Here is a 19,472-nt window from a genome sequence, read left to right on the forward strand (position 1 = left end):
CCCTCAAATGAGAGGGCGCAGGGAAGACCGGGTGCGCGCTGCACCCGCGGTCTCGCGTGCGGTTTGCACAAAACAAAATGCACACGAGCATACAGGGCAGCGGAGAACACCCGGCCTTCCCTGCGCAATGGCTTTACGACTTATATCGTGCTCTCCCTGGTGAACGGGCTTTCTTGCCACCATCGCTCCTGATCAGCGTTTGGCTTCTCAAGGACTTGACGCCAGCAACGGGGCGCCAGGACCACACGACTTCGCCGTACGCTTCAGTGCCGTTCGTCGCCAGCACTTCAGCGTCCACCGCAACCCGTCCAACGTCCGTGACGACGGCCGACGCCCTCTGAGTGGGACGGGATGGCCAAAGACATGCCCCTGATTTGCCTTCTGGAAAAGCGAAATATTTTTTATTTTGGGGCTTGACATTATTTCTGAATAACAGAAGTGATTTGCCCCGGCTTCGCCGGGCGCGGCCGTCGGGCGAGTTTTACCCCACGGCAACCCGCTCCTTGCCGCGAGGAGGAGAACGCCGACCCGCGATTCGACGACCCGCGACAAGGCATGGACGCTGTGAGACATTGCGCCTCGCGCGAGGATCGCTTTGCCTGCCCTGCGGTTCTGCTACAGTGTCGCGAGACAACAAAGGAAAAACAAAATGGATCTGGGCTTGAAGGGAAGAAACGCCGTCATACTCGGCGGCACGCGCGGCATTGGGCGGGCGATTGCCGACACGCTGGCGGGCGAAGGCGGCAATGTCGCGGTTTGCGCGCGTAACGCCGATCAGGTCACGAGCGCCGTTGCGGAACTGAAAGCGCGGGGCGTCAAGGCCACCGGCGCTTCCGTCGATATCACCGACGCGGCGGCGCTGAAATCGTGGATCGGCGGCGCAGCTGCAGAACTCGGCGGCATCGACATGCTGTTCTCCAATGCCGGCGCCATGGCGCAAGGCGGCGATGTCGCATCCTGGGAGCAGAACTTCCGGCTCGACGTGCTGGGCGCCGTCAATGCGTTCGAATCCGCGCGTCCGTTCCTCGAAGCGAGCGGCGAGAAGAGCGGCGACGCCGCCTTTGTGATCATTTCGTCGGTTTCGGCGGCACAGGCCGACAACGCCAGCTCCTACGGTCCGATCAAGGCGGCGCTGGTCCACATGGCCAAGGGCCTGGCGCGGCAATACGCGTCGAAGAAAATCCGCGTCAACGTGGTGTCGCCCGGCACGGTCTATTTCAAGGGCGGCGTCTGGAACATGATCGAGCAGAACATGCCGAAGCGCTATCAGGACACGCTGGCACGCAACCCGACCGGCCGCATGGCGACGCCGCAGGAAATCGCCAACGCCGCCGTATTCCTGGCGAGCCCGGCGTCTTCATTCACGACGGGATCGAACCTCATCGTCGACGGCGCGATCTCGAACCGGGTGAATTTCTGATACGTTACCCGTCGCCAGCTGCCCGGATTGACTTGACGATTGACTCGACAATTGACTTGGCGAGACTTTGGCTTGCTCTCCTGTGCGGAGCGCGTTATTTTGACGTCACTCAACCGAGAAAGGAGGGCCGCGCGATGATGACGTTCTTCCGGCACTATCGCCAGCGTGGCCCGGTCAACGCCCTGCAAATGCGTTTGCAGGGCTGACCAGCGACTTCTGAACTTCTTCCTGGTCTGCCCTTCGTGGCCATGCGGCGTTGCGCGTTCTTAACGCTCGCGCCTGCATTCTCATTCATCGCCGCGCTTTGACACCGACATCCGACGATGGCTGCGTGCCCCGGATATCGTGATCGCCGGCAGGACCAGAGAACGATCATGACGCTTATTACGATCCGCAATCTCGGCGTGACGCTGAGCGCGCCACTGTTTTCCCGGCTGAACCTCGTCGTCAATCCCGGCGACCGGATCGGGCTGGTCGCCGCCAACGGCCGCGGAAAATCCACCCTGCTGCGCTGTATGGCCGGCACCATGGAAGCGAGCGAGGGCGAGATCACCCGATCGCGCGGGCTGACGGTGGGCTGTGTCGAGCAGAACGTGCCGGAAGCTCTGATGGAGACACCCCTCTATGCAGCCGTGCTCGAGGCGCTTTCCGCCGAACAACGGATCAGCGAGCGCTGGCGGGTCGATGTTGCCCTGGAATCGCTTGAGGTGCCCGAGGCGTTGCGGCAGAGGCCGCTGAAACAGTTGAGCGGCGGCTGGCAGCGGCTTGCCATGCTTGCGCGCGTGCTGATGACGGAGGCCGACGTGCTGCTGCTCGACGAGCCGACCAACCATCTCGACCTCACCAGGATCAGCCAGCTTGAAAACTGGCTGAACGCGCTGCCGCGCGAGATGCCCGTCGTCATATCCAGCCACGACCGCGCCTTTCTCGATGCGACCACGAACCGGACGCTGTTCCTGCGGCCGGAGCAGTCGCAGCTGTTTTCGCTGCCCTATACACGGGCACGCGCCGCACTCCGCGAAGTGGACGCATCGGACGAGCGGCGCTATCAGCATGACCTCAAGACCGCCCAACAGCTGCGCCAGCAGGCTGCGAAGCTGAGCAACATCGGCATCAATTCCGGCAGCGACCTGCTGTTGTCAAAGACCAGGCAGTTGAAGCAGCGGGCCGAAAAACTGGAAGATGCGGCAAAGCCCACGCATCTCGAACGATCCGCGGGCACAATCAGGCTTGCCAATCGCGGAACCCACGCCAAGGTGATGGTGACGCTGGACGACGCCGCGGTCGAGACGCCGGATGGCAGGCTGCTGTTTCGGACCGGCAAGCAGTTCATCTGCAAGGGAGACCGGATCGTGTTGCTGGGATTGAACGGGGCCGGCAAGACCCGGTTCGTCGCCAAGCTGCGCGCGGCAATCGAAAATCGAGACGCGGTGCACGCCGGCATCAAGGCCACGCAGTCGCTCGTTCTCGGCTATTGCGATCAGGCGCTTGCCGGTCTTGCTGATGCCGACACTCCGACACACGCGATCATCCGCCGCTTCGATGTCGGCGATCAGCGTGCGCGCACCTTGCTCGCGGGTGCCGGCCTCTCGATCGAGATGCAGGGCCGCCCGATCGGCCAGCTTTCCGGCGGACAGAAGGCGCGTCTGGGCATGCTGTTGCTGCGGCTTGCCCAGGCAAACTTCTATCTGCTCGATGAGCCCACCAATCATCTGGATATCGAGGGGCAGGAAGCACTGGAGGCTGAATTGATGGTTCATCAGGCAAGCTGCCTGTTGGTGTCACATGACCGCAACTTCGTGCGGACGGTGGGGAATCGTTTCTGGCTGATCGAAAAGAAGAAGCTGGTCGAACTGGAGGAACCGGAAGGGCTGTTTGCAGCGGTCAGTGCAGGGAATTAGAGCGTTTTCGAGCGAAGTGGATACCGGTTCGCGTGAAGAAAACGCGTCAAAACAAGAGTCTAGAGCTTCGGTTCTGATTCAATCAGAACCGAAGCTCTAGCGCCGCGGGATAGCCCAGCTTGCTGTGTGACATGCGTCACGGCGCCTACCCTGCCCGAAGCGTATCCCTGTCATCAGGGATGGCGGGAATGGTCTCGCTGCAGGGAAAACGGGAGACGGCAATGACCAAGTCCAGGAATTCAGATCGCAACGACCAGCCGGTTCGCCTGCTCGACGATGCAGCGCTCGACGCTGTGGTCGGCGGCATGCGGCTGAATAAGTTCGCTCCCTGGGGGAAGCTCCCCGCCCCCACCGCCCCCGCCCCCGCCCCCTACTGACCACCGGCCATGAAGGAGGCCGCCCGATTTGGCGGTCTCCTTCATGCCAAGCCAAGCGGTGTTGATTCCAAAGCTTGCGATGTCGGACCTCTCGTGAGATCCCGCGCCCGGATTTTCTTCGTCGTCAGCACGCAGTTCATCGCAATCGGCCCAACAACGCCACCAGCTCGCCTTGCCGGTGGGTGTCAGTCTTGCGGAATATCGATTTCAAATGCGATCGCACCGTTTCATGCGCTATTCCCATTTCCTGCGCGGCTTCTTCCAGCGACTTGCCGCCGGCCAGGCACAGGGTAATGCGCGCTTCCGATGGCGTCAGGCGGAAGGCCTGGCGCAGCATGGCCAACTGTTCGGCCTCGCCTTCATCGAAGCCGGAGATGATGAGAATGGCGCGGGCCCCGAGAAACGGACTGCGCGCCGCGCCATCGACCGGCAGCACACGGATGACGATCGGCAGCTTGCCGGCGCGGCGGACCACGATGGGCGCAACGCCAAGCGCATCGACGTCGGAGGCCGTTCTCAGCCGGTCGAGGAAATTATTGAACGCCGATTGGGCCCGCCTGTCGCTGATGACGAGGCGCTGCCCGATGATCCTTATATCGCCGCCAAGGGCGGCTTCCGCAGACGGATTGATGTCGATGACCGATCCGAACCGGTCGAGCGCGATCGCGGCGCGCTTGATGAAGGCCAAGGCATTGGTGATGCCGGACAGCACGCCCCTTCCTACCGCGGTGGAAAGCGTGGCGGTCTCGGTCAATCGCTGGGACAGGCCGGCAAGCGCCGCCTTTTCGGATTCGTCAAAAGCTCCCTCACCGATCGTGCGCTGGATGGAAAAACCCCACAACGCGGAGCCTGCAAAAAATCCGATAACCGCAAACCAGCGCAGCCCGAAATTGTTCGCATGCGCATACAGGGGATCGCGAAGCATTTCCGTTTCAGAGGTGAAGATGTCCTGGTCGCTGACGATCTGACGGCCCGCGAGCAACAACGGCACACCGCGAACCGCGCGGATGTCGTTTTCGTGGAGGCGATTGTCGAAATAGGATTTGAAAAATTCCCGCCCGGAATCCGTCATCGGCACATCGGGCGTCCGGACGTCGCTTTGCAGCAGGCATGCCGCCGCTGAGCTGCTGGCGCTGCAAATGTCCTGCATCAAGGCAGGCCACATCGCAGGATCGATCACTGCATCGCCCAGCCGGGTGCTGATCGACTGCAACCGGCCAACGTCCACCTTCGTCCCCATTGGTCAGCCTATGCCACTTCAGCCACGCGCTTCGAAACCGGCGTGCAAGACGAGTTCCACCGAGTCCGATTCTGCGCTGCTGCAGGTTCCGACAAGGAACCGTCCAACGCCACCCCCATTTGGGTGAGACCGGCAGGTAACGTTACCAGCGCTTTCGCAGCAGGTCGGCCAATTTTGACTCGAAGCATCGCATCGCGTCGGCTAAAATTAAGGTCACCGGGGGCTAGAGGATTCTTAAACAATCAATTTTATTCTTCCCGGGCGGCCGCTGGATTCACCTCCAGCGGCCATTTCATTTTGCGGCATGCCGTTTTAAGGCGTGTCATGGCTCCGCACCTCAATGAAAATCCCGCGACGGCGGCAGGATGCGGACGTTGCGCGGATGGCGGATCTTTTGCGCCGATGTCTCGGGGTGGTCGCGGCGGTCGTCGTTGAGCGGCTCGATCAGCGCAGGGCCCGCCGGCACCGGATGCTTGCGGCTGAGTGCATCGTTGGCGAGACCGATCAGATCGTGCGAGCGGTCGAACAGCCGCTGCGCGACCAGATGCGTCACCTGTTCCGGACTGCTCTGGATGTAGCCCTCGACCAGGATCAGGCGCGCGCCCATCACTTCCTTGCGGTACTTTTCCATCACCGCCGGCCACACCACGATGTTGGCAATCCCGGTTTCATCCTCCAGCGTCATGAAGACGACGCCCTTGGCGCTGCCCGGACGCTGCCGCACCAGCACCACGCCGGCGCAGCGGACATGACGCCGGTCGTTGCGATGCGCGATATGTTCGCAAGGCACGATGCGCTCCTTTGAAAACTTCGCGCGCAAAAACTCCATCGGATGGCCCTTCAGCGACAGCCGGATGGTTTGATAGTCGGCAACCACCTGCTCCGGCAGCGGCATGTCAGGCAGCGGTTTGGCGTTTTCGTCGGGCTGCTCGCGCGCCACCGCTATCTCGAACAGCGGCAGCGGCACGTCGTCCGGCAGCCGGCGCACCGCCCACAGCGCGGCGCGGCGATCGAGCCCGAGCGAACGGAACGCATCGGCATCCGCCAGCAGGATCAGCGCGCGCTTGGGCAGCGCGGTGTCGCGGGCGAATTCCTCCAGCGAGGTGAAGGGACGGCGCGTTCGGGCGGCGATGATGCGGTCGGCCCAGTCTTCTCCGCTCCCTCCACCGTCATTCCGGGGCGCGCGAAGCGTGAACCCGGAATCTCGAGATTCCGGGTTCGTCGCTTCCGCGACGCCCCGGAACGACAGCAAACTCCTTTTTAACCCTTCCTCATCCGGATCGGCCCATTTGAAACCATCGATCTGCCGGAACCCGAGCCGGACGGCGCAATATTTTCCTTCGCCCTCTTCCAGCGTGTTCTGCGCAAAGCTGTGTGACACGTCGATCCCGCGCACCTCGACGCCGTTCTTGCGGGCGTCGCCGACGATCTGCGCAGGCGCATAAAAGCCCATCGGCTGCGAGTTCAAGAGCCCGCAGCAGAACGCGTCGGGATGGTAATGCTTGAGCCATGACGAGACATAGACGAGCTGCGCAAAACTCGCGGCATGGCTTTCCGGAAAACCGTAAGAGCCAAAACCCTTGATCTGGTTGAAGCAATTATTGGCGAACTCGGGATCGTAGCCGCGGCGGATCATGTTGCCGACCATCTTGGCTTCGAACTTGCCGATGGTTCCGAGATTGCGGAACGTTGCCATGGCGCGGCGCAATCCATTGGCTTCCTCGGAGGTAAATTCCGCCGCCTCGATCGCGATACGCATCGCCTGTTCCTGGAACAAGGGAACGCCCAATGTTTTATGCAGGACGTTGCGCAGCTCATCCTTGTTGCCGCCCTTCGGATAGGGATATTCGATATCCTCAAGCCGCATTTTGCGGCGCTTGAGATAGGGATGCACCATATCGCCCTGGATCGGGCCGGGCCGCACGATCGCAACTTCGATGACGAGGTCGTAGAAGGTCCGCGGCTTTAAACGCGGCAGCATGTTCATCTGGGCGCGGCTTTCGACCTGGAACACGCCGAGCGATTCACCCCTCTGCAGCATTTGATAAACTTCGTCGTCGTCCTCAGACTTGATATCGGCCAGCTCGTATCGCTCACCCTTGTGATCGGCGATGAGATCAAAGCATTTGCGGATGCAGGTCAGCATGCCCAGCGCCAGCACGTCGACCTTCATCATGTGCAAGGCGTCGACGTCGTCCTTGTCCCATTCGATGAAGGTGCGGTCGTCCATCGCGGCGTTGCCGATCGGCACGTAAGTATCGAGCCGATCCTGCGTCAGCACATAGCCGCCGACATGCTGCGACAAATGCCGGGGGAATTCGATCAGTTCGGTCGCAAGCGCCACCGCAAGCTCGATCATCGTATTCGCAGGGTCGAGCCCGGCCTGCCGGACCTGCATCTCGTTGAGGCCCTTGCCCCAGCTGCCCCACACCGTATCGGCCAGCGCCGCGGTGACGTCCTCCGTCAGCCCCAGCGCCTTGCCGACGTCGCGGATCGCGCTGCGCGGCCGGTAATGGATGACGGTGGCAATGATCGCGGCGCGGTGGCGGCCGTAGCGCCGGTAGACATATTGCATCACCTCTTCGCGCCGCGAGTGCTCGAAGTCGACGTCGATGTCGGGCGGCTCCAGCCGTTCCTTGGAAATGAACCGCTCGAACAACAGATCGACCTTGGTCGGATCGACCGAGGTGATGCCGAGCACATAGCAGACCGCCGAATTCGCCGCCGATCCCCTGCCCTGGCAAAGGATGTTCTGGCTGCGCGCATAATGGACGATATCGTGCACGGTGAGAAAATAATGCGCGTAGTTGAGCTCGGCGATCAGCGCCAGTTCCTTGCGCAAGGTAGCGCGGAGCGTGTCATCGATCTCTCCACCGAAATAGCTGATAACGCCCTGCCATGTCAGATCTTCCAGATGCTGCTGCGCGGTCTTGCCCGGCGGTACCGGTTCGTCCGGATATTGATATTTGAGCTGGTCGAGCGAGAAGGTGATACGGCCGGCAAAGCGCATGGTCTCGGCGATCGCGTCCGGCAGATCGCGAAACAACCGCACCATTTCGTGCGGCGGCTTGAGATAGCGTTCCGCATTGGCCTCGAGCCGCTTGCCGACGGCCTCGATCGTCGTCTTTTCGCGGATGCAAGTCAGTACGTCCTGCAGCGGGCGGCGGGCGGCATCGTGGTACAGCACCTCGTTGGTCGCCAGCAGCGGCACCTTGGCCGTCAGCGATATCAGATGCAGCCGCGCCAGCCGGCGGCGGTCGTCGCCACGGTATAGGAGGCTCGCGGCCAGCCACACGCCATCGGCGCGGCTCGCCTTCAGGCGGTCCAGGATTTTCAAGGCGCCGGCCGAGTCGAAACGATGCGACAGCGTCAGCACCAAGAGCTGGCCTTCGGAAAATTCCAGGAGGTCATCCAGTTTCAGATGACACTCGCCCTTGGCGATCCGCTCAGTATCGCCGCCACGTTTGCCGCGGGTAAGCAACTGGCACAGCCGGCCATAGGCGGCACGGTCGCGCGGATAAACAAAAATATCCGGCGTGCCGTCCATGAAGACGAGGCGCGAACCGATCAGGAGCTTTGGCTTGCGCAGAAGTTCCGGATTTTCGAGCTCCTTGTAAGCGCGCACCACGCCGGCCAGCGTGTTGTGATCGGCGATCCCGATCACGGGAATACCAAGCCGGCTCGCCTCCTGCACATAGGCGCGCGGATCAGAGCCGCCGCGCAGGAAGGAGAAGTTCGTGGTGATGCCGATTTCGGCATAGGCAGGCGCTGGCACACCGGGGCTGTTCATGCGAACAGCCCGTGCACGAACCATTTGGGCAGAACGGGTTCGCCCTCCTCGTCGCTTCTGAGTTCGCCCTCATAAAGCCCGTCGCGGTAGATCCAGAAGCGCAATCCCTCCGCGTCCTCGATCCGGAAATAATCCCGCGTCAGCGCCTCGCCATTCTGCTTCCACCATTCCATCGCGATACGTTCGGGACCTTCCACCCGTACCACCGCATGGGTGACGCGCCGCCAGGTGAATTGATGCGGCGGCCCGTCGGGAACGGATGCAAACGGCACGTTGATGGGCTCAGGTCTTTCGAACAGCCGCAGCGGCCGCAGCGGCGGCTCGCTCTCGATTCGATCAGGCCAGGCGGCTTGCGTCGCGGCCGCCAGATGATGCTGCGCGGATACCGCCAGCACCGCGCGTTCCGGGATATGGGTGTCCTGCGGCAGATGCACGACGACGCGCTTTCCCCCGATCCGCGCCGCGATGCGATCGATCAGGGCGGCCAGTTCGTCATTGTCATGGACATTGGCGTCGAGGTCGCGCTGCTGCTGCACCACGATTTCGGTGCGGCTGGCGGACAGACGGATCAGGTCAAAGCCGAAGCCGGGATCGAGCGGATCGTTCAAGGCATCGAGCCGCTCGCGAAACAGCCGGTCGATCACCTCAGGCCTGGTCACGGGACGGCCGGTATCGACCGTGATCGTGCGCACTGCGCCATCGGTGCGGAAGAAACTCGCCTCCAGCCGCCGCGCGCCCTTGCCTTGCTTGTCCATCGCGGTGACCAGCATGCCTGCGAGCGCCGACAGATTAATCGCGATCACAGTGTCTGTCGCGACAGGTTCGGGAAAGCGTTTTTCGACGATGTAATCCGGCAGCGGTTTTCGTGGGCTGATCGGCGCATCGCCCTGCCCCAGCGCGTGTTCGAGCAAAGTCGTGAAGCCGGCGCCAAATCGCGCCGCGATCTCGTGGCGCCCGCGCGCGGCGACATCGCCAATGGTTTTTAGGCCGGCGCGGCGAAGACCGCTGGTGATCGCACTATCGGCGCCGAGCGCCGAGACCGGCAGCGGGCCGACGGCGTCAGCCTCCTCGCCATCGGCAATGATTTTCCCTGACGCATGGCGCGTCATCGTACGTGCGCAGATCGAGGTGCCGGCGATATCAGCGCTGACGACAAAGCCTCTGCGGGTCAGCGCGCCGCACAGGGTCTGCAGCAGCGCGCGTTCGCCGCCGAACAGATGGGCGCAGCCGGTGATGTCGAGATACAGCCCGTGCGGGGGATCGAGCGCCACCAGCGGCGTGAAGCGATCGCACCAGTCGGCGATATCGCCAAGCGTCTTGGCGTCCGCGACCGGATCGGCATCGAACACCGTCAATTCCGGACAGATCGCGCGGGCATTGGCGAGCGGCAGGCCGATCTCGAGGCCGGAGCGCGCCGCGAGATCATCGAGCGCATAGATCTGCAGCGCGTTGTTTTGCTTGGCGACGACGACGGTGGGGGTTGCCTCTCCCGCTCGCGGGGACACACGAACAGTGTGACTCGCGGAGACACCCCCACCCCGACCCTCCCCCGCAAGCGGGAGAGGGGGCGCAGCATCCGCGTGGTGAAAATTATTTTCAACTCGCGCGACGCTGCCCTGCGTAAGCTGCCGCTTGATGCGGTCGATGGGCAGGCGTGGCAGCCACAGGCTGAGGATTCGCCGCCGGTTCGCTGAAAAGGCACTCATCACATTTCCATTCCATGATCCACCGCCCAACCGGGCCATGACGGTTACGAACGAGCTCGGCGTCGAACACCGGCGCGCCCCACGCATGCCAGGGAGCTGAGGGCGGCGAATGCGCCGCGCGCACGATCCACCTTGTCTCCGCGGTCGAGGGCTGCGGCGTCGCCGCGAGCCGCAACAGCAATGCGGTGACGCCGGAAGCCTGCGCTGCCAAAGTCAGTTTGCGGCTGGCGACGAGATCGAGCTGGCGCGGCTCGCCCCAGACTTCCAGCACCACGGCGCCCAGCGCATCGCAGGCCAGCGCGTCGGCGGCGGTCCGCAACGCGGCGTCGGCATCGGCGGCGCGCACGGTTACCAGCAGCCGCGGATCAAGACCGAGTTCGGCGAGCCCGCTCATCGACAGCGCGCCGGATTCGATTTCCGAAAAATCCTGCCGCACCCAGACCAGCGGCCGGCGCGATGTCACCCGTCCCGCAAGGCCCGCGATGAATCCCGTCGCCGCCGCACCCTGATGTCCTTCGGCAAAGACTTCATGCACCGCGGCGCGGGCAAGGCCGCCGCACAGCGTCGCATCGGCCTCGGCATGGCCGAGCGCCACTTTGTGAAGCGCGTGCGTATCCGCGCCCGCCTCGATGCGCTCGATGCGGCCGCGCAAACTTGCAAGCGTGTTTAGGCGTGCGCCGGTCATTGCGCCGCTCCCTCAAAGAAATCGTGGCCATCGCTGGTTTTGAAATGAACCCGCTGCTGGCTCATTTGTTCATGATATGTTCTAATATAAAGCTAACAGGCCCGGCAGAGTCAATCGGGATTACTACTCAGACGATTCATGAGCAGAATCAAAGGGATTCAAGTGATGGACGTGCAACGCAAGCTGGAAATCCTGGCCGATGCCGCCAAATACGACGCCTCCTGCGCCTCCAGCGGCACCGAGAAGCGGGATTCCAGCGACGGCAAGGGCCTCGGCTCGACCGTATCAGGCATGGGCATCTGCCATTCCTACGCGCCGGACGGCCGCTGCATCTCGCTGCTCAAAGTCCTGCTCACCAATGCCTGCAATTATGATTGCCTTTATTGCGTCAACCGCACCTCCAGCAATGTGCCGCGGGCGCGCTTCACCGTCGACGAGGTGGTGAAGCTGACGATCGACTTCTATCGCCGCAATTACATCGAAGGCCTGTTTCTCTCCTCCGGCATCATTCGCAGCGCCGACTACACCATGGAGCAAGTGGTGTCGGTCGCGCGAAAACTGCGCGAGGAGCATCACTTCCGCGGCTACATCCATCTGAAAACCATTCCGGAAGCCGATGATGCGCTGATCACCGAGGCCGGCAGATATGCCGACCGGCTCAGCATCAACATCGAGGTGCCCGAGGAAGCCAGCCTTGCCAAACTCGCGCCGGAAAAAGACGTGCGCGCGATCCGCCGCACCATGGGCCGGTTGCGGCTCAAGCTCGATGACGCGCAAGACAACAATAATAACAACAACAAGACCGTAACAAAGGCAAAGCCGCCGCGCTTCGCACCGGCGGGCCAGAGCACGCAGATGATCATCGGCGCGGATGCGGCCGACGACAAAACCATTCTCCATACCAGCGCCAATCTCTATGGCTCCTACAAACTCAAACGCGTCTATTATTCCGCCTTCAGCCCGATCCCGGATGCCAGCCGCGCGTTGCCGCTGTCGGCTCCTCCGCTGGTCCGCGAGCACCGGCTCTATCAGGCCGACTGGCTGATGCGGTTTTATGGCTTCGACGTCGGCGAGATCGTCGATGAAAGCGCCGGCATGCTGTCGCTCGATATTGATCCCAAACTCGCCTGGGCATTGCGGCACCGCGACCGCTTTCCGCTCGATGTGAACCGGGCCAGCCGCGAGGACCTGCGCGTGCCCGGCTTCGGCCGCAAGGCCGTCGATCGCATCATCGCCACGCGCCGCGTGACATCGATCCGTGCGGCCGACCTCGCCCGGCTGCACATCCCGAGGAACAAGGCGCTGCCGTTCATCGTTCTCAGCGATCACCGCCCCTCCCCGCATCTGCTCGACGGAGCGCGTTTGGCGGAACGATTCAGGCCGAAGGCGACGCAATTGGGGTTTGGGTTTTGAGTAACGGCGTCATTGCGAGCGAAGCGAAGCAATCCATTTCTCCACTTGTTGAGACATGGATTGCTTCGTCGCTTTGCTCCTCGCAATGACGAAAGGAGCGTTCAATGCACCACATCACCCTCGACAGCGAAACCGATTTTGACGGCTGGCGCAAAGCGGCACGGACGCTGGTGCTGAATGATGTAAGCCCGGCCGACGTGACATGGCGTGTGCAAGGCGACGCGCCTGAATTGTTTGAATCGACCACCCCACTGCCCGACCCGCCAAATGCGACTTTCAACGTCCCGGCCAAATTCGTCGAGCTGGCGAAGGCCGCGATCCTGCATCGCAATAGCGAACGCTTTGCCATCCTCTATCGCCTGCTGTGGCGGTTGCGCGGCAACCACGACCTGCTTGTCGTCGCGACTGATCCGGATGTGGCACGCGTTAGCACGATGGCGAAGGCCGTGCACCGCGACGAGCACAAGATGCACGCCTTTGTGCGCTTCCGCGAAATCGGCCGCGAGCAGAAATCGCATTTCGTCGCCTGGTTCGAGCCGGAGCACCATATCGTCGAACTATCAGCGCCGTTCTTCGCCCGGCGCTTTGCCGACATGCCCTGGTCGATCCTGACGCCTGACGTCTGCGCGCATTGGGACGGCCATGCCGTCTCGATCACGCCGGGGGTAGCTAAGGCCGAGGCGCCGACCGAAGATCGGCTGGAGGAAACCTGGCGGCGTTACTACGCCAGCATTTTCAATCCCGCCCGGCTGAAGGTGAAGGCCATGCAAACCGAAATGCCGAAGCGATATTGGCGGAACCTGCCGGAGGCCTCGTTGATTAGGCCTCTGATTGAAAGCGCCGAACGCACCGCCAGCGCGATGATCGCAGGCGCTGCGAGCGAACCGCATAAATCGCAGAAGCGGCAGGAACCGCCGATGAAACGCACACAGGCTGCCGACGACATCGAAACGCTGCGGGAAGACGCCGCCGATTGTCGCGCCTGCCCGCTCTGGAAGGACGCCACCCAGACCGTGTTCGGCGAAGGCCCACAGAATGCCCAGGTCATGCTGGTCGGCGAACAGCCCGGCGACAAGGAAGATCTCGCGGGCAAGCCGTTCGTCGGCCCGGCCGGTCAGATGCTGGATCGGGCGCTGGATGAGGCCGGCATCGACCGCTCAAAGGTCTACGTCACCAATGCCGTGAAGCATTTCAAGTTTGTGCCGCGCGGAAAAATCCGCCTGCACCAGAAGCCGAACACAGCTGAGATCAAGGCTTGCCGGCAATGGTACGAACGCGAACGCGCCGCCATCAAGCCTGCCTTGGTGGTGGCGATGGGTGCTACGGCAGCGCAGAGCGTGTTCGGCAAAATCACGCCGATCAACAAGAGCCGCGGACGCCTGATTGATCTCGAGGACGGCACGACGGCGCTTGTCACCGTGCACCCGTCGTATTTGCTGCGGCTGCCGGACGCCGACGCCAAGGCGCGGGAGTATCAGCGCTTCGTGGCCGATCTTAAAATCGCGGCAGCCTTGCTGCGAAAATCGGCGCACGCTGCCTGAAGTTCCCGCATCCCAAAGCGTTTTCCAGCGAAGTGGATACCGGTTCGCGTCAAGAAAACGCGTCAAACCAAAAGTCTATAGCCAGTTCCGATTTAATCGGAACTGGCTATAGGGGAACCGCAAATTCCCGTTACCGCCCCCTCGAAAACTGACAAATAGATGTACAACCTTCAATTGATCGATGATACTATCTCATTCTCTTGGGGAGGGGTTGGGGCGTCCTGTTCACGCCATGACGTTCCCATGGGGTCGGCGCGCTGTGCGGTTTCCTCTAGCCCCGGTGCCGTGCAGCGCGCGACCTGTCTTTGCCATCATCTTGGCCATCATCCCTTACGGCGATCGACCCTTGCTTGCAGCTTGTCGCTTTGAGCATTGCCCGGCAGGCGCGGCAACGCCAAACTGCCGCCATGCAGATTCAAACCGCGCGTAAATCCGACATACCCGCCATCATGCGCATCGAACGCGTGGATGGCTATGTGCGTCTGGTCGGCCGATGGGACGCCGAACAGCACGCCGCTGAAATCGAAAACCCGTCCTCCCGATATCTGCTGGCCCGCGATGGAACGGAGATTGCCGGATTTGCCATTTTACAAGGCATCGAAAGCGCCAACCAATGCGTTCGGCTCAGGCGCATCGCGGTTGGAACTCCCGAGTGTGGCGTCGGATCGGACCTGCTGCGATCGGTCCTGCAAATCTGTTTCGAGGATCTGGCGGCGCATCGCGTCGAACTCTTTGTATTCGCTGAGAATGAACGGGCCTGCCGGACTTACCTCAAAACCGGGTTTGTCGAGGAAGGCGTGGTTCGCGATCTGCACCGGGACCCCGACGGAACCTTCCGGTCGATGCGCCTGATGTCCATGCTCAGAGGGGAATGGGCAACGCGCCCCTGACGTGCCGGCGCGCACGCTCGACGCCGCCCCTGTCATCTAACCTTCAACTCCATCGGTCAAAAGATTAACCGCCGTTAGTATTTCAGGGGGGTTGCCATGACCGATATGACACTCAATTCATCGATGGGAGCACCGATCCAGCCGGCTTCCAGGCCCAATCTCGACAAGGGGTTCAACCCGCTCACGATGATCCTGTTCTTCGGCATTCTCGCGGCCGGGTTCTTGTTCGTGATGTACAGCATCTATGTCGACGTCGATGCCACCGGCGTCAAGGTGACGACCTACCTGCCCTATATCCTGCTGCTGGTCGCACTCGTGATCGCGCTCGGTTTCGAGTTCGTCAACGGCTTCCACGACACCGCCAATGCGGTCGCGACCGTGATCTACACCCACTCCCTGCCGGCCGAATTCGCCGTGATGTGGTCGGGCTTCTTCAACTTCCTCGGCGTGCTGCTGTCCTCGGGCGCGGTCGCGTTCGGCATCGTCTCGCTGCTGCCGGTCGAGCTGATCCTGCAGGTCGGGAGCGGCGCCGGCTTTGCGATGGTGTTCGCGCTTCTGATCGCCGCGATCGTGTGGAATCTCGGCACCTGGTATCTGGGCCTGCCGGCTTCCTCTTCGCACACCCTGATCGGTTCGATCATCGGAGTCGGCATCGCCAACGCTGTCATGCGCGGCCGCGACGGCACCTCGGGCGTCGATTGGACCAAGGCCACCGAAATCGGCTACGCGCTGCTGCTGTCGCCGCTGTTCGGCTTCTGCATGGCGGCCATCCTGCTGCTGGTGCTGAAGTTCGTCGTGCGCAACCCGGCGCTGTACGCAGCGCCCGAAGCCAACAAGCCGCCGCCGCTGTGGATCCGCAGCATCCTGATCGCCACCTGCACCGGCGTCAGCTTCGCGCATGGTTCGAACGACGGCCAGAAGGGCATGGGTCTGATCATGCTGATCCTGATCGGCACCGTGCCGACCGCCTACGCGCTGAACCGCGCGCTGCCGGAATCGCAGGTGGTGCAGTTCCAGAAGACCTCCGAGGCAGCTTCCAAGGTGATCGCGGCCAAGGGCGCCGGCCACAGCATCATCGGCGATCCCCGCCCGGCGGTGACGCAATATGTCGCCGCGCGCAAGATCAGCGAAGGCACCTATCCGTCGCTGGCCGTGCTGGTGAAGGACGTCGGCGACCAGGTGCAGAAATACGGCACGCTCAACAAGGTGCCGGCTGAAGCCGTCGGCAACACCCGTAACGACATGTACCTGACCTCGGAAGCGATCCGCTTTTTGATGAAGGACAAGGAAAACGACCTCAAGAAGGAAGAGGTCGCCACCCTCAACGCCTACAAGGCCTCGCTCGACAGCGCCACCAAGTTCATCCCGACCTGGGTCAAGATCGCGGTCGCGATCGCGCTCGGCCTCGGCACCATGATCGGCTGGAAGCGCATCGTCATCACCGTCGGCGAAAAGATCGGCAAGACCCACCTGACCTACGCGCAGGGCGCCTCCGCTGAACTCGTTGCCGCCGGCACCATCGGCGCGGCCGACATATTCGGCCTGCCGGTCTCGACCACCCACGTGCTGTCGTCGGGTGTCGCCGGAACGATGGCGGCCAACGGTTCCGGCCTGCAGCTAGCCACCATCCGCAACCTGCTGATGGCCTGGGTGCTGACGCTGCCCGCCGCGATCATGCTGTCGGCCAGCCTCTACGTGCTGTTCTCGTATTTGTTCTGAGAAACGATCGCAGCGGTCTCTTTTCCGCTGCAACGCAACAGAAAAGCCCGCGCCAACGCGCGGGCTTTTTTGCGTGAGCCCCGAATAACGCTGGTCGCTCCGGTTTGGGTCTAGGCCGCTAAAGCGGTTTGAGGCAGCGACGATAGCGCGCGTATCGCACGCCAAATAAAAGAACGCCTGCATGAACATGCAGGCGTTCTCTCAAGTTGCTGTAGAAGTGCAAGAGACCTCTGGCCTGCGCTTGCCTCACGCCGGCAGCGCGTTCTCCACCAGCTTGATCCAGTACGACGTGCCGTGGACGATAGCTTCGTCGTTGAAATTATATTCGGGGTGATGCAGGCCCGCGGTGTCGCCATTGCCGCAGAAGATGAACGCGCCGGGACGCGCCTCCAGCATGTAGGAAAAATCCTCCGCGCCCATCAGCGGCGGGGTCTCGTGCACATTGGCTTCGCCGGCGATTTCCCTGGCGATCCGCGTGGCGAACTCGGTCTGCGAAGCGTGGTTGACGGTGACGGGATAACCACGCTTGTAGGTAAGGTCGATCTTGGCGCCCGTGATCTGCGCGACGCCGGCGACCACCTCGGTCACCCGCTTCTCGACCAATGCGCGAACTTCCGGCGTCAACGTCCGGATCGTGCCGCGCAATTCGGCGGTTTGCGGGATCACGTTGCGGGCGTTGCCGGCCTGGAATTCGCAGACCGAAATCACCGCCGACTCCAGCGGATCGATGCTGCGCGACACGATCGACTGCAGTGCGGTGACCACCTGCGCGCCGACCAGCACGGAATCGATGCAGATGTGCGGGCGAGCCGCGTGGCCGCCGAGCCCGGTGATCTTGATGTCGAGCTCATCGGTCGCCGCCATGATCGGACCGGGGCGAATGGCGAAGCTGCCGACCGGAATGCCCGGACCATTGTGCATGCCATAGACCTGCTCGATGCCGAAACGGTCCATCAGACCGTCCTTGATCATCGCGTCGGCGCCCGCGCCACCCTCTTCGGCGGGCTGGAAGATCACGACCGCATCGCCGGCGAAGTTGCGGGTCTCGGCGAGATAGCGGGCGGCCCCTAACAGCATCGCGGTGTGGCCGTCATGGCCGCAGGCGTGCATCTTGCCGGGATTCCTGGAGGCATAAGGCAGGTTGGTGGCCTCCTCGATCGGTAGCGCGTCCATGTCGGCGCGCAGCCCGATCACCTTGATGTCGCCCTTGCCGGCCTGCTTCTTGCCCTTGATGACGCCGACCACACCGGTACGGCCGAGGCCGGTCGCGACCTCGTCGCAGCCGAATTCGCGGAGCCGATCCGCCACGAATGCCGCAGTGCGGTGCACATCATAGAGCAATTCGGGGTGTTGATGGATATCGCGGCGCCAGGCCTGAATATCGGGTTGGAGGTCGGCGACACGATTGACGATGGGCATTGCAAATTCTCTGGTTCCGGGTTGAACGCTTGCCTGTCTAGCATGCAAGACGCGCTCCACCCACCCCTCTGCCGCAGGGGCCCTATCCATCCGGAGCGCTTGCCAAGGGGGGTCCGGGGCGGAAGCCTCGGGAACCCCGAAGACACTCTTATTCTTATTGGGCTCGTTGAAATGCCGGTGAACGGCCTCACGCCGCCAGCGTGTTCTCGACCAGCTTGATCCAGTACGAGGTGCCGAACACGAGCGCCTCGTCGTTGAAGTTGTATTCGGGGTGATGCAGCCCCGCGCTGTCGCCGTTGCCGCAGAAGATCAGCGCACCCGGCCGCTGCTCCAGCATGAAGGCGAAATCCTCGCCGGCCATCAGCGGCGGCATCTCGTTCACGTTGGCGTCGCCGGCGATTTCCCGGGCGGCCCGAACGGCGACGTCGGTCTGCGGGATATGGTTGACCGTCACCGGGTAGCCGCGGTTGTAGGTCAGGTCGATCTTCGCGCCCGTGATCTGCGCCACCCCGGCGACGACCTCGCGCACGCGCTTTTCCACCAGTTTTCGCACTTCGGCGTCCAGGGTCCGGACGGTGCCTGCCAGTTCAGCGGTTTGCGGGATCACGTTGCGGGCATTGCCGGCGTGAAATTCGCAGATCGAAATGACCGCCGATTCCAGGGGATCGACGCTGCGCGACACGATCGACTGCAGCGCATTGATCAGCTGCGCGCCGACCAGCACGGAGTCGATGCATTTGTGCGGACGCGCGGCATGCCCGCCCCGCCCCTCGATCCGGATGGCGACGGCGTCACCTCCGGCCATGATCGGACCGGGGCGAATGGCGAAGCTGCCGACCGGAATGCCCGGACCGTTGTGCATGCCGTAGACCTGCTCGATGCCGAAACGGTCCATCAGGCCGTCCTGGAGCATCGCAACGGCGCCCGCGCCGCCCTCTTCCGCCGGCTGGAAAATCACGACCGCATCGCCGGCAAAATTGCGCGTCTCGGCGAGATAGCGCGCCGCGCCCAGCAGCATCGCGGTGTGGCCGTCATGGCCGCAGGCGTGCATCAGGCCCGGGTTCTTCGAGGCATAAGGCAGGTTGGTCGCTTCCTCGATCGGCAGCGCATCCATGTCGGCGCGCAGCCCGATCACCTTCACCTCACCCTTGCCGGCGGGCCTATTGCCCTTGATGACGCCGACCACGCCGGTGCGGCCAAGACCGGTGACCACCTCGTCGCAACCGAATTCCCGCAACCGGTCCGCCACCAGCGCCGCCGTGCGGTGCACCTCGTACAACAACTCCGGGTGTTCATGGATATCGCGGCGCCAGGCCTGGATATCGGGTTGCAGATCGGCGACACGGTTGACAATGGGCATGGAACTGATCG

Annotated in this window: 13 protein-coding genes; 7 read left to right on the forward strand and 6 right to left on the reverse strand. The window is 62.7% G+C overall.

Features of this window, described 5'->3' with window-relative positions; translation table 11 throughout:
* Nucleotides 1–649: 649 nt before the first annotated feature.
* From JQ567_RS34500 to JQ567_RS34510, 3 genes are all read left to right on the forward strand, one after another.
* On the forward strand, nt 650–1,420 hold the full coding sequence (locus tag JQ567_RS34500) for an SDR family NAD(P)-dependent oxidoreductase (protein WP_212442953.1): 771 nt from the start codon (nt 650–652) through the stop codon (nt 1,418–1,420).
* A 374-nt stretch (nt 1,421–1,794) separates the two neighbouring features.
* Nucleotides 1,795–3,321: an ABC-F family ATP-binding cassette domain-containing protein gene (locus tag JQ567_RS34505; protein WP_212442954.1), complete on the forward strand. Its 1,527-nt coding sequence runs from the start codon at nt 1,795–1,797 to the stop codon at nt 3,319–3,321.
* A gap of 188 nt (nt 3,322–3,509) precedes the next feature.
* Nucleotides 3,510–3,698: a hypothetical protein gene (locus JQ567_RS34510; protein ID WP_212442955.1), complete on the forward strand. Its 189-nt coding sequence runs from the start codon at nt 3,510–3,512 to the stop codon at nt 3,696–3,698.
* Nucleotides 3,699–3,834: 136 nt separating this feature from the next.
* On the opposite strand, the gene JQ567_RS34515 is transcribed toward JQ567_RS34510, so the two are convergent.
* The 4 genes from JQ567_RS34515 to JQ567_RS34530 form a co-directional block, all read right to left on the reverse strand.
* Nucleotides 3,835–4,938 (reverse strand): helix-turn-helix transcriptional regulator, encoded by a 1,104-nt coding sequence (locus tag JQ567_RS34515; protein ID WP_212442956.1) that lies wholly within the window; start codon nt 4,936–4,938, stop codon nt 3,835–3,837.
* Between the two features lie 337 nt (nt 4,939–5,275).
* On the reverse strand, nt 5,276–8,713 hold the full coding sequence (locus JQ567_RS34520; RefSeq protein ID WP_212442984.1) for an error-prone DNA polymerase: 3,438 nt from the start codon (nt 8,711–8,713) through the stop codon (nt 5,276–5,278).
* A gap of 11 nt (nt 8,714–8,724) precedes the next feature.
* A complete protein-coding gene (locus tag JQ567_RS34525) occupies nt 8,725–10,434 on the reverse strand; it encodes a Y-family DNA polymerase (protein WP_409363652.1) in 1,710 nt (569 codons plus the stop codon).
* Nucleotides 10,325–11,119 carry an ImuA family protein gene (locus JQ567_RS34530; RefSeq protein WP_212442958.1) on the reverse strand — a complete coding sequence of 265 codons (795 nt, stop codon included), beginning with the start codon at nt 11,117–11,119 and terminating at the stop codon, nt 10,325–10,327. The genes JQ567_RS34525 and JQ567_RS34530 overlap by 110 nt, the downstream gene beginning before the upstream one ends.
* A gap of 165 nt (nt 11,120–11,284) precedes the next feature.
* Here JQ567_RS34530 and JQ567_RS34535 point away from each other — a divergent pair, with 165 nt between their 5' ends.
* From JQ567_RS34535 to JQ567_RS34550, 4 genes are all read left to right on the forward strand, one after another.
* Nucleotides 11,285–12,532 carry a putative DNA modification/repair radical SAM protein gene (locus JQ567_RS34535; protein WP_212442959.1) on the forward strand — a complete coding sequence of 416 codons (1,248 nt, stop codon included), beginning with the start codon at nt 11,285–11,287 and terminating at the stop codon, nt 12,530–12,532.
* Between the two features lie 104 nt (nt 12,533–12,636).
* Complete coding sequence (locus JQ567_RS34540) at nt 12,637–14,073, forward strand: UdgX family uracil-DNA binding protein (RefSeq protein ID WP_212442960.1); 1,437 nt, start codon at nt 12,637–12,639, stop codon at nt 14,071–14,073.
* 350 nt (nt 14,074–14,423) lie between these two features.
* Entirely contained in the window at nt 14,424–14,963 is a 540-nt protein-coding gene (locus JQ567_RS34545) for a GNAT family N-acetyltransferase (RefSeq protein WP_212442961.1), read from the forward strand.
* Nucleotides 14,964–15,059: 96 nt separating this feature from the next.
* A complete protein-coding gene (locus JQ567_RS34550) occupies nt 15,060–16,682 on the forward strand; it encodes an inorganic phosphate transporter (RefSeq protein ID WP_212442962.1) in 1,623 nt (540 codons plus the stop codon).
* A 246-nt stretch (nt 16,683–16,928) separates the two neighbouring features.
* Here JQ567_RS34550 and JQ567_RS34555 read toward each other — a convergent pair whose 3' ends face one another.
* Both JQ567_RS34555 and JQ567_RS34560 read right to left on the reverse strand, forming a co-directional pair.
* Complete coding sequence (locus JQ567_RS34555) at nt 16,929–18,101, reverse strand: M20 aminoacylase family protein (protein WP_212442963.1); 1,173 nt, start codon at nt 18,099–18,101, stop codon at nt 16,929–16,931.
* 187 nt (nt 18,102–18,288) lie between these two features.
* Nucleotides 18,289–19,461, reverse strand: a complete 1,173-nt coding sequence (locus JQ567_RS34560) for a M20 aminoacylase family protein (protein WP_212442964.1) — start codon at nt 19,459–19,461, stop codon at nt 18,289–18,291.
* Between the last annotated feature and the right edge of the window lie 11 nt (nt 19,462–19,472).

Origin of the sequence: Bradyrhizobium sp. AUGA SZCCT0431 (genome assembly GCF_018131065.1) — a bacterium.
Lineage (GTDB): Bacteria > Pseudomonadota > Alphaproteobacteria > Rhizobiales > Xanthobacteraceae > Bradyrhizobium.

What these genes read in the sequence shown, in the direction of transcription:
- JQ567_RS34500 (WP_212442953.1), top strand. Translation starts at nt 650, where the DNA reads ATGGATCTGGGCTTGAAGGGAAGAAACGCCGTCATACTCGGCGGCACG.
- JQ567_RS34505 (WP_212442954.1), top strand. Translation starts at nt 1,795, where the DNA reads ATGACGCTTATTACGATCCGCAATCTCGGCGTGACGCTGAGCGCGCCA.
- JQ567_RS34510 (WP_212442955.1), top strand. Translation starts at nt 3,510, where the DNA reads ATGGTCTCGCTGCAGGGAAAACGGGAGACGGCAATGACCAAGTCCAGG.
- JQ567_RS34515 (WP_212442956.1), bottom strand. Translation starts at nt 4,938, where the DNA reads ATGGGGACGAAGGTGGACGTTGGCCGGTTGCAGTCGATCAGCACCCGG.
- JQ567_RS34525 (WP_409363652.1), bottom strand. Translation starts at nt 10,434, where the DNA reads ATGAGTGCCTTTTCAGCGAACCGGCGGCGAATCCTCAGCCTGTGGCTG.
- JQ567_RS34530 (WP_212442958.1), bottom strand. Translation starts at nt 11,119, where the DNA reads ATGACCGGCGCACGCCTAAACACGCTTGCAAGTTTGCGCGGCCGCATC.
- JQ567_RS34535 (WP_212442959.1), top strand. Translation starts at nt 11,285, where the DNA reads ATGGACGTGCAACGCAAGCTGGAAATCCTGGCCGATGCCGCCAAATAC.
- JQ567_RS34540 (WP_212442960.1), top strand. Translation starts at nt 12,637, where the DNA reads ATGCACCACATCACCCTCGACAGCGAAACCGATTTTGACGGCTGGCGC.
- JQ567_RS34550 (WP_212442962.1), top strand. Translation starts at nt 15,060, where the DNA reads ATGACCGATATGACACTCAATTCATCGATGGGAGCACCGATCCAGCCG.
- JQ567_RS34555 (WP_212442963.1), bottom strand. Translation starts at nt 18,101, where the DNA reads ATGCCCATCGTCAATCGTGTCGCCGACCTCCAACCCGATATTCAGGCC.
- JQ567_RS34560 (WP_212442964.1), bottom strand. Translation starts at nt 19,461, where the DNA reads ATGCCCATTGTCAACCGTGTCGCCGATCTGCAACCCGATATCCAGGCC.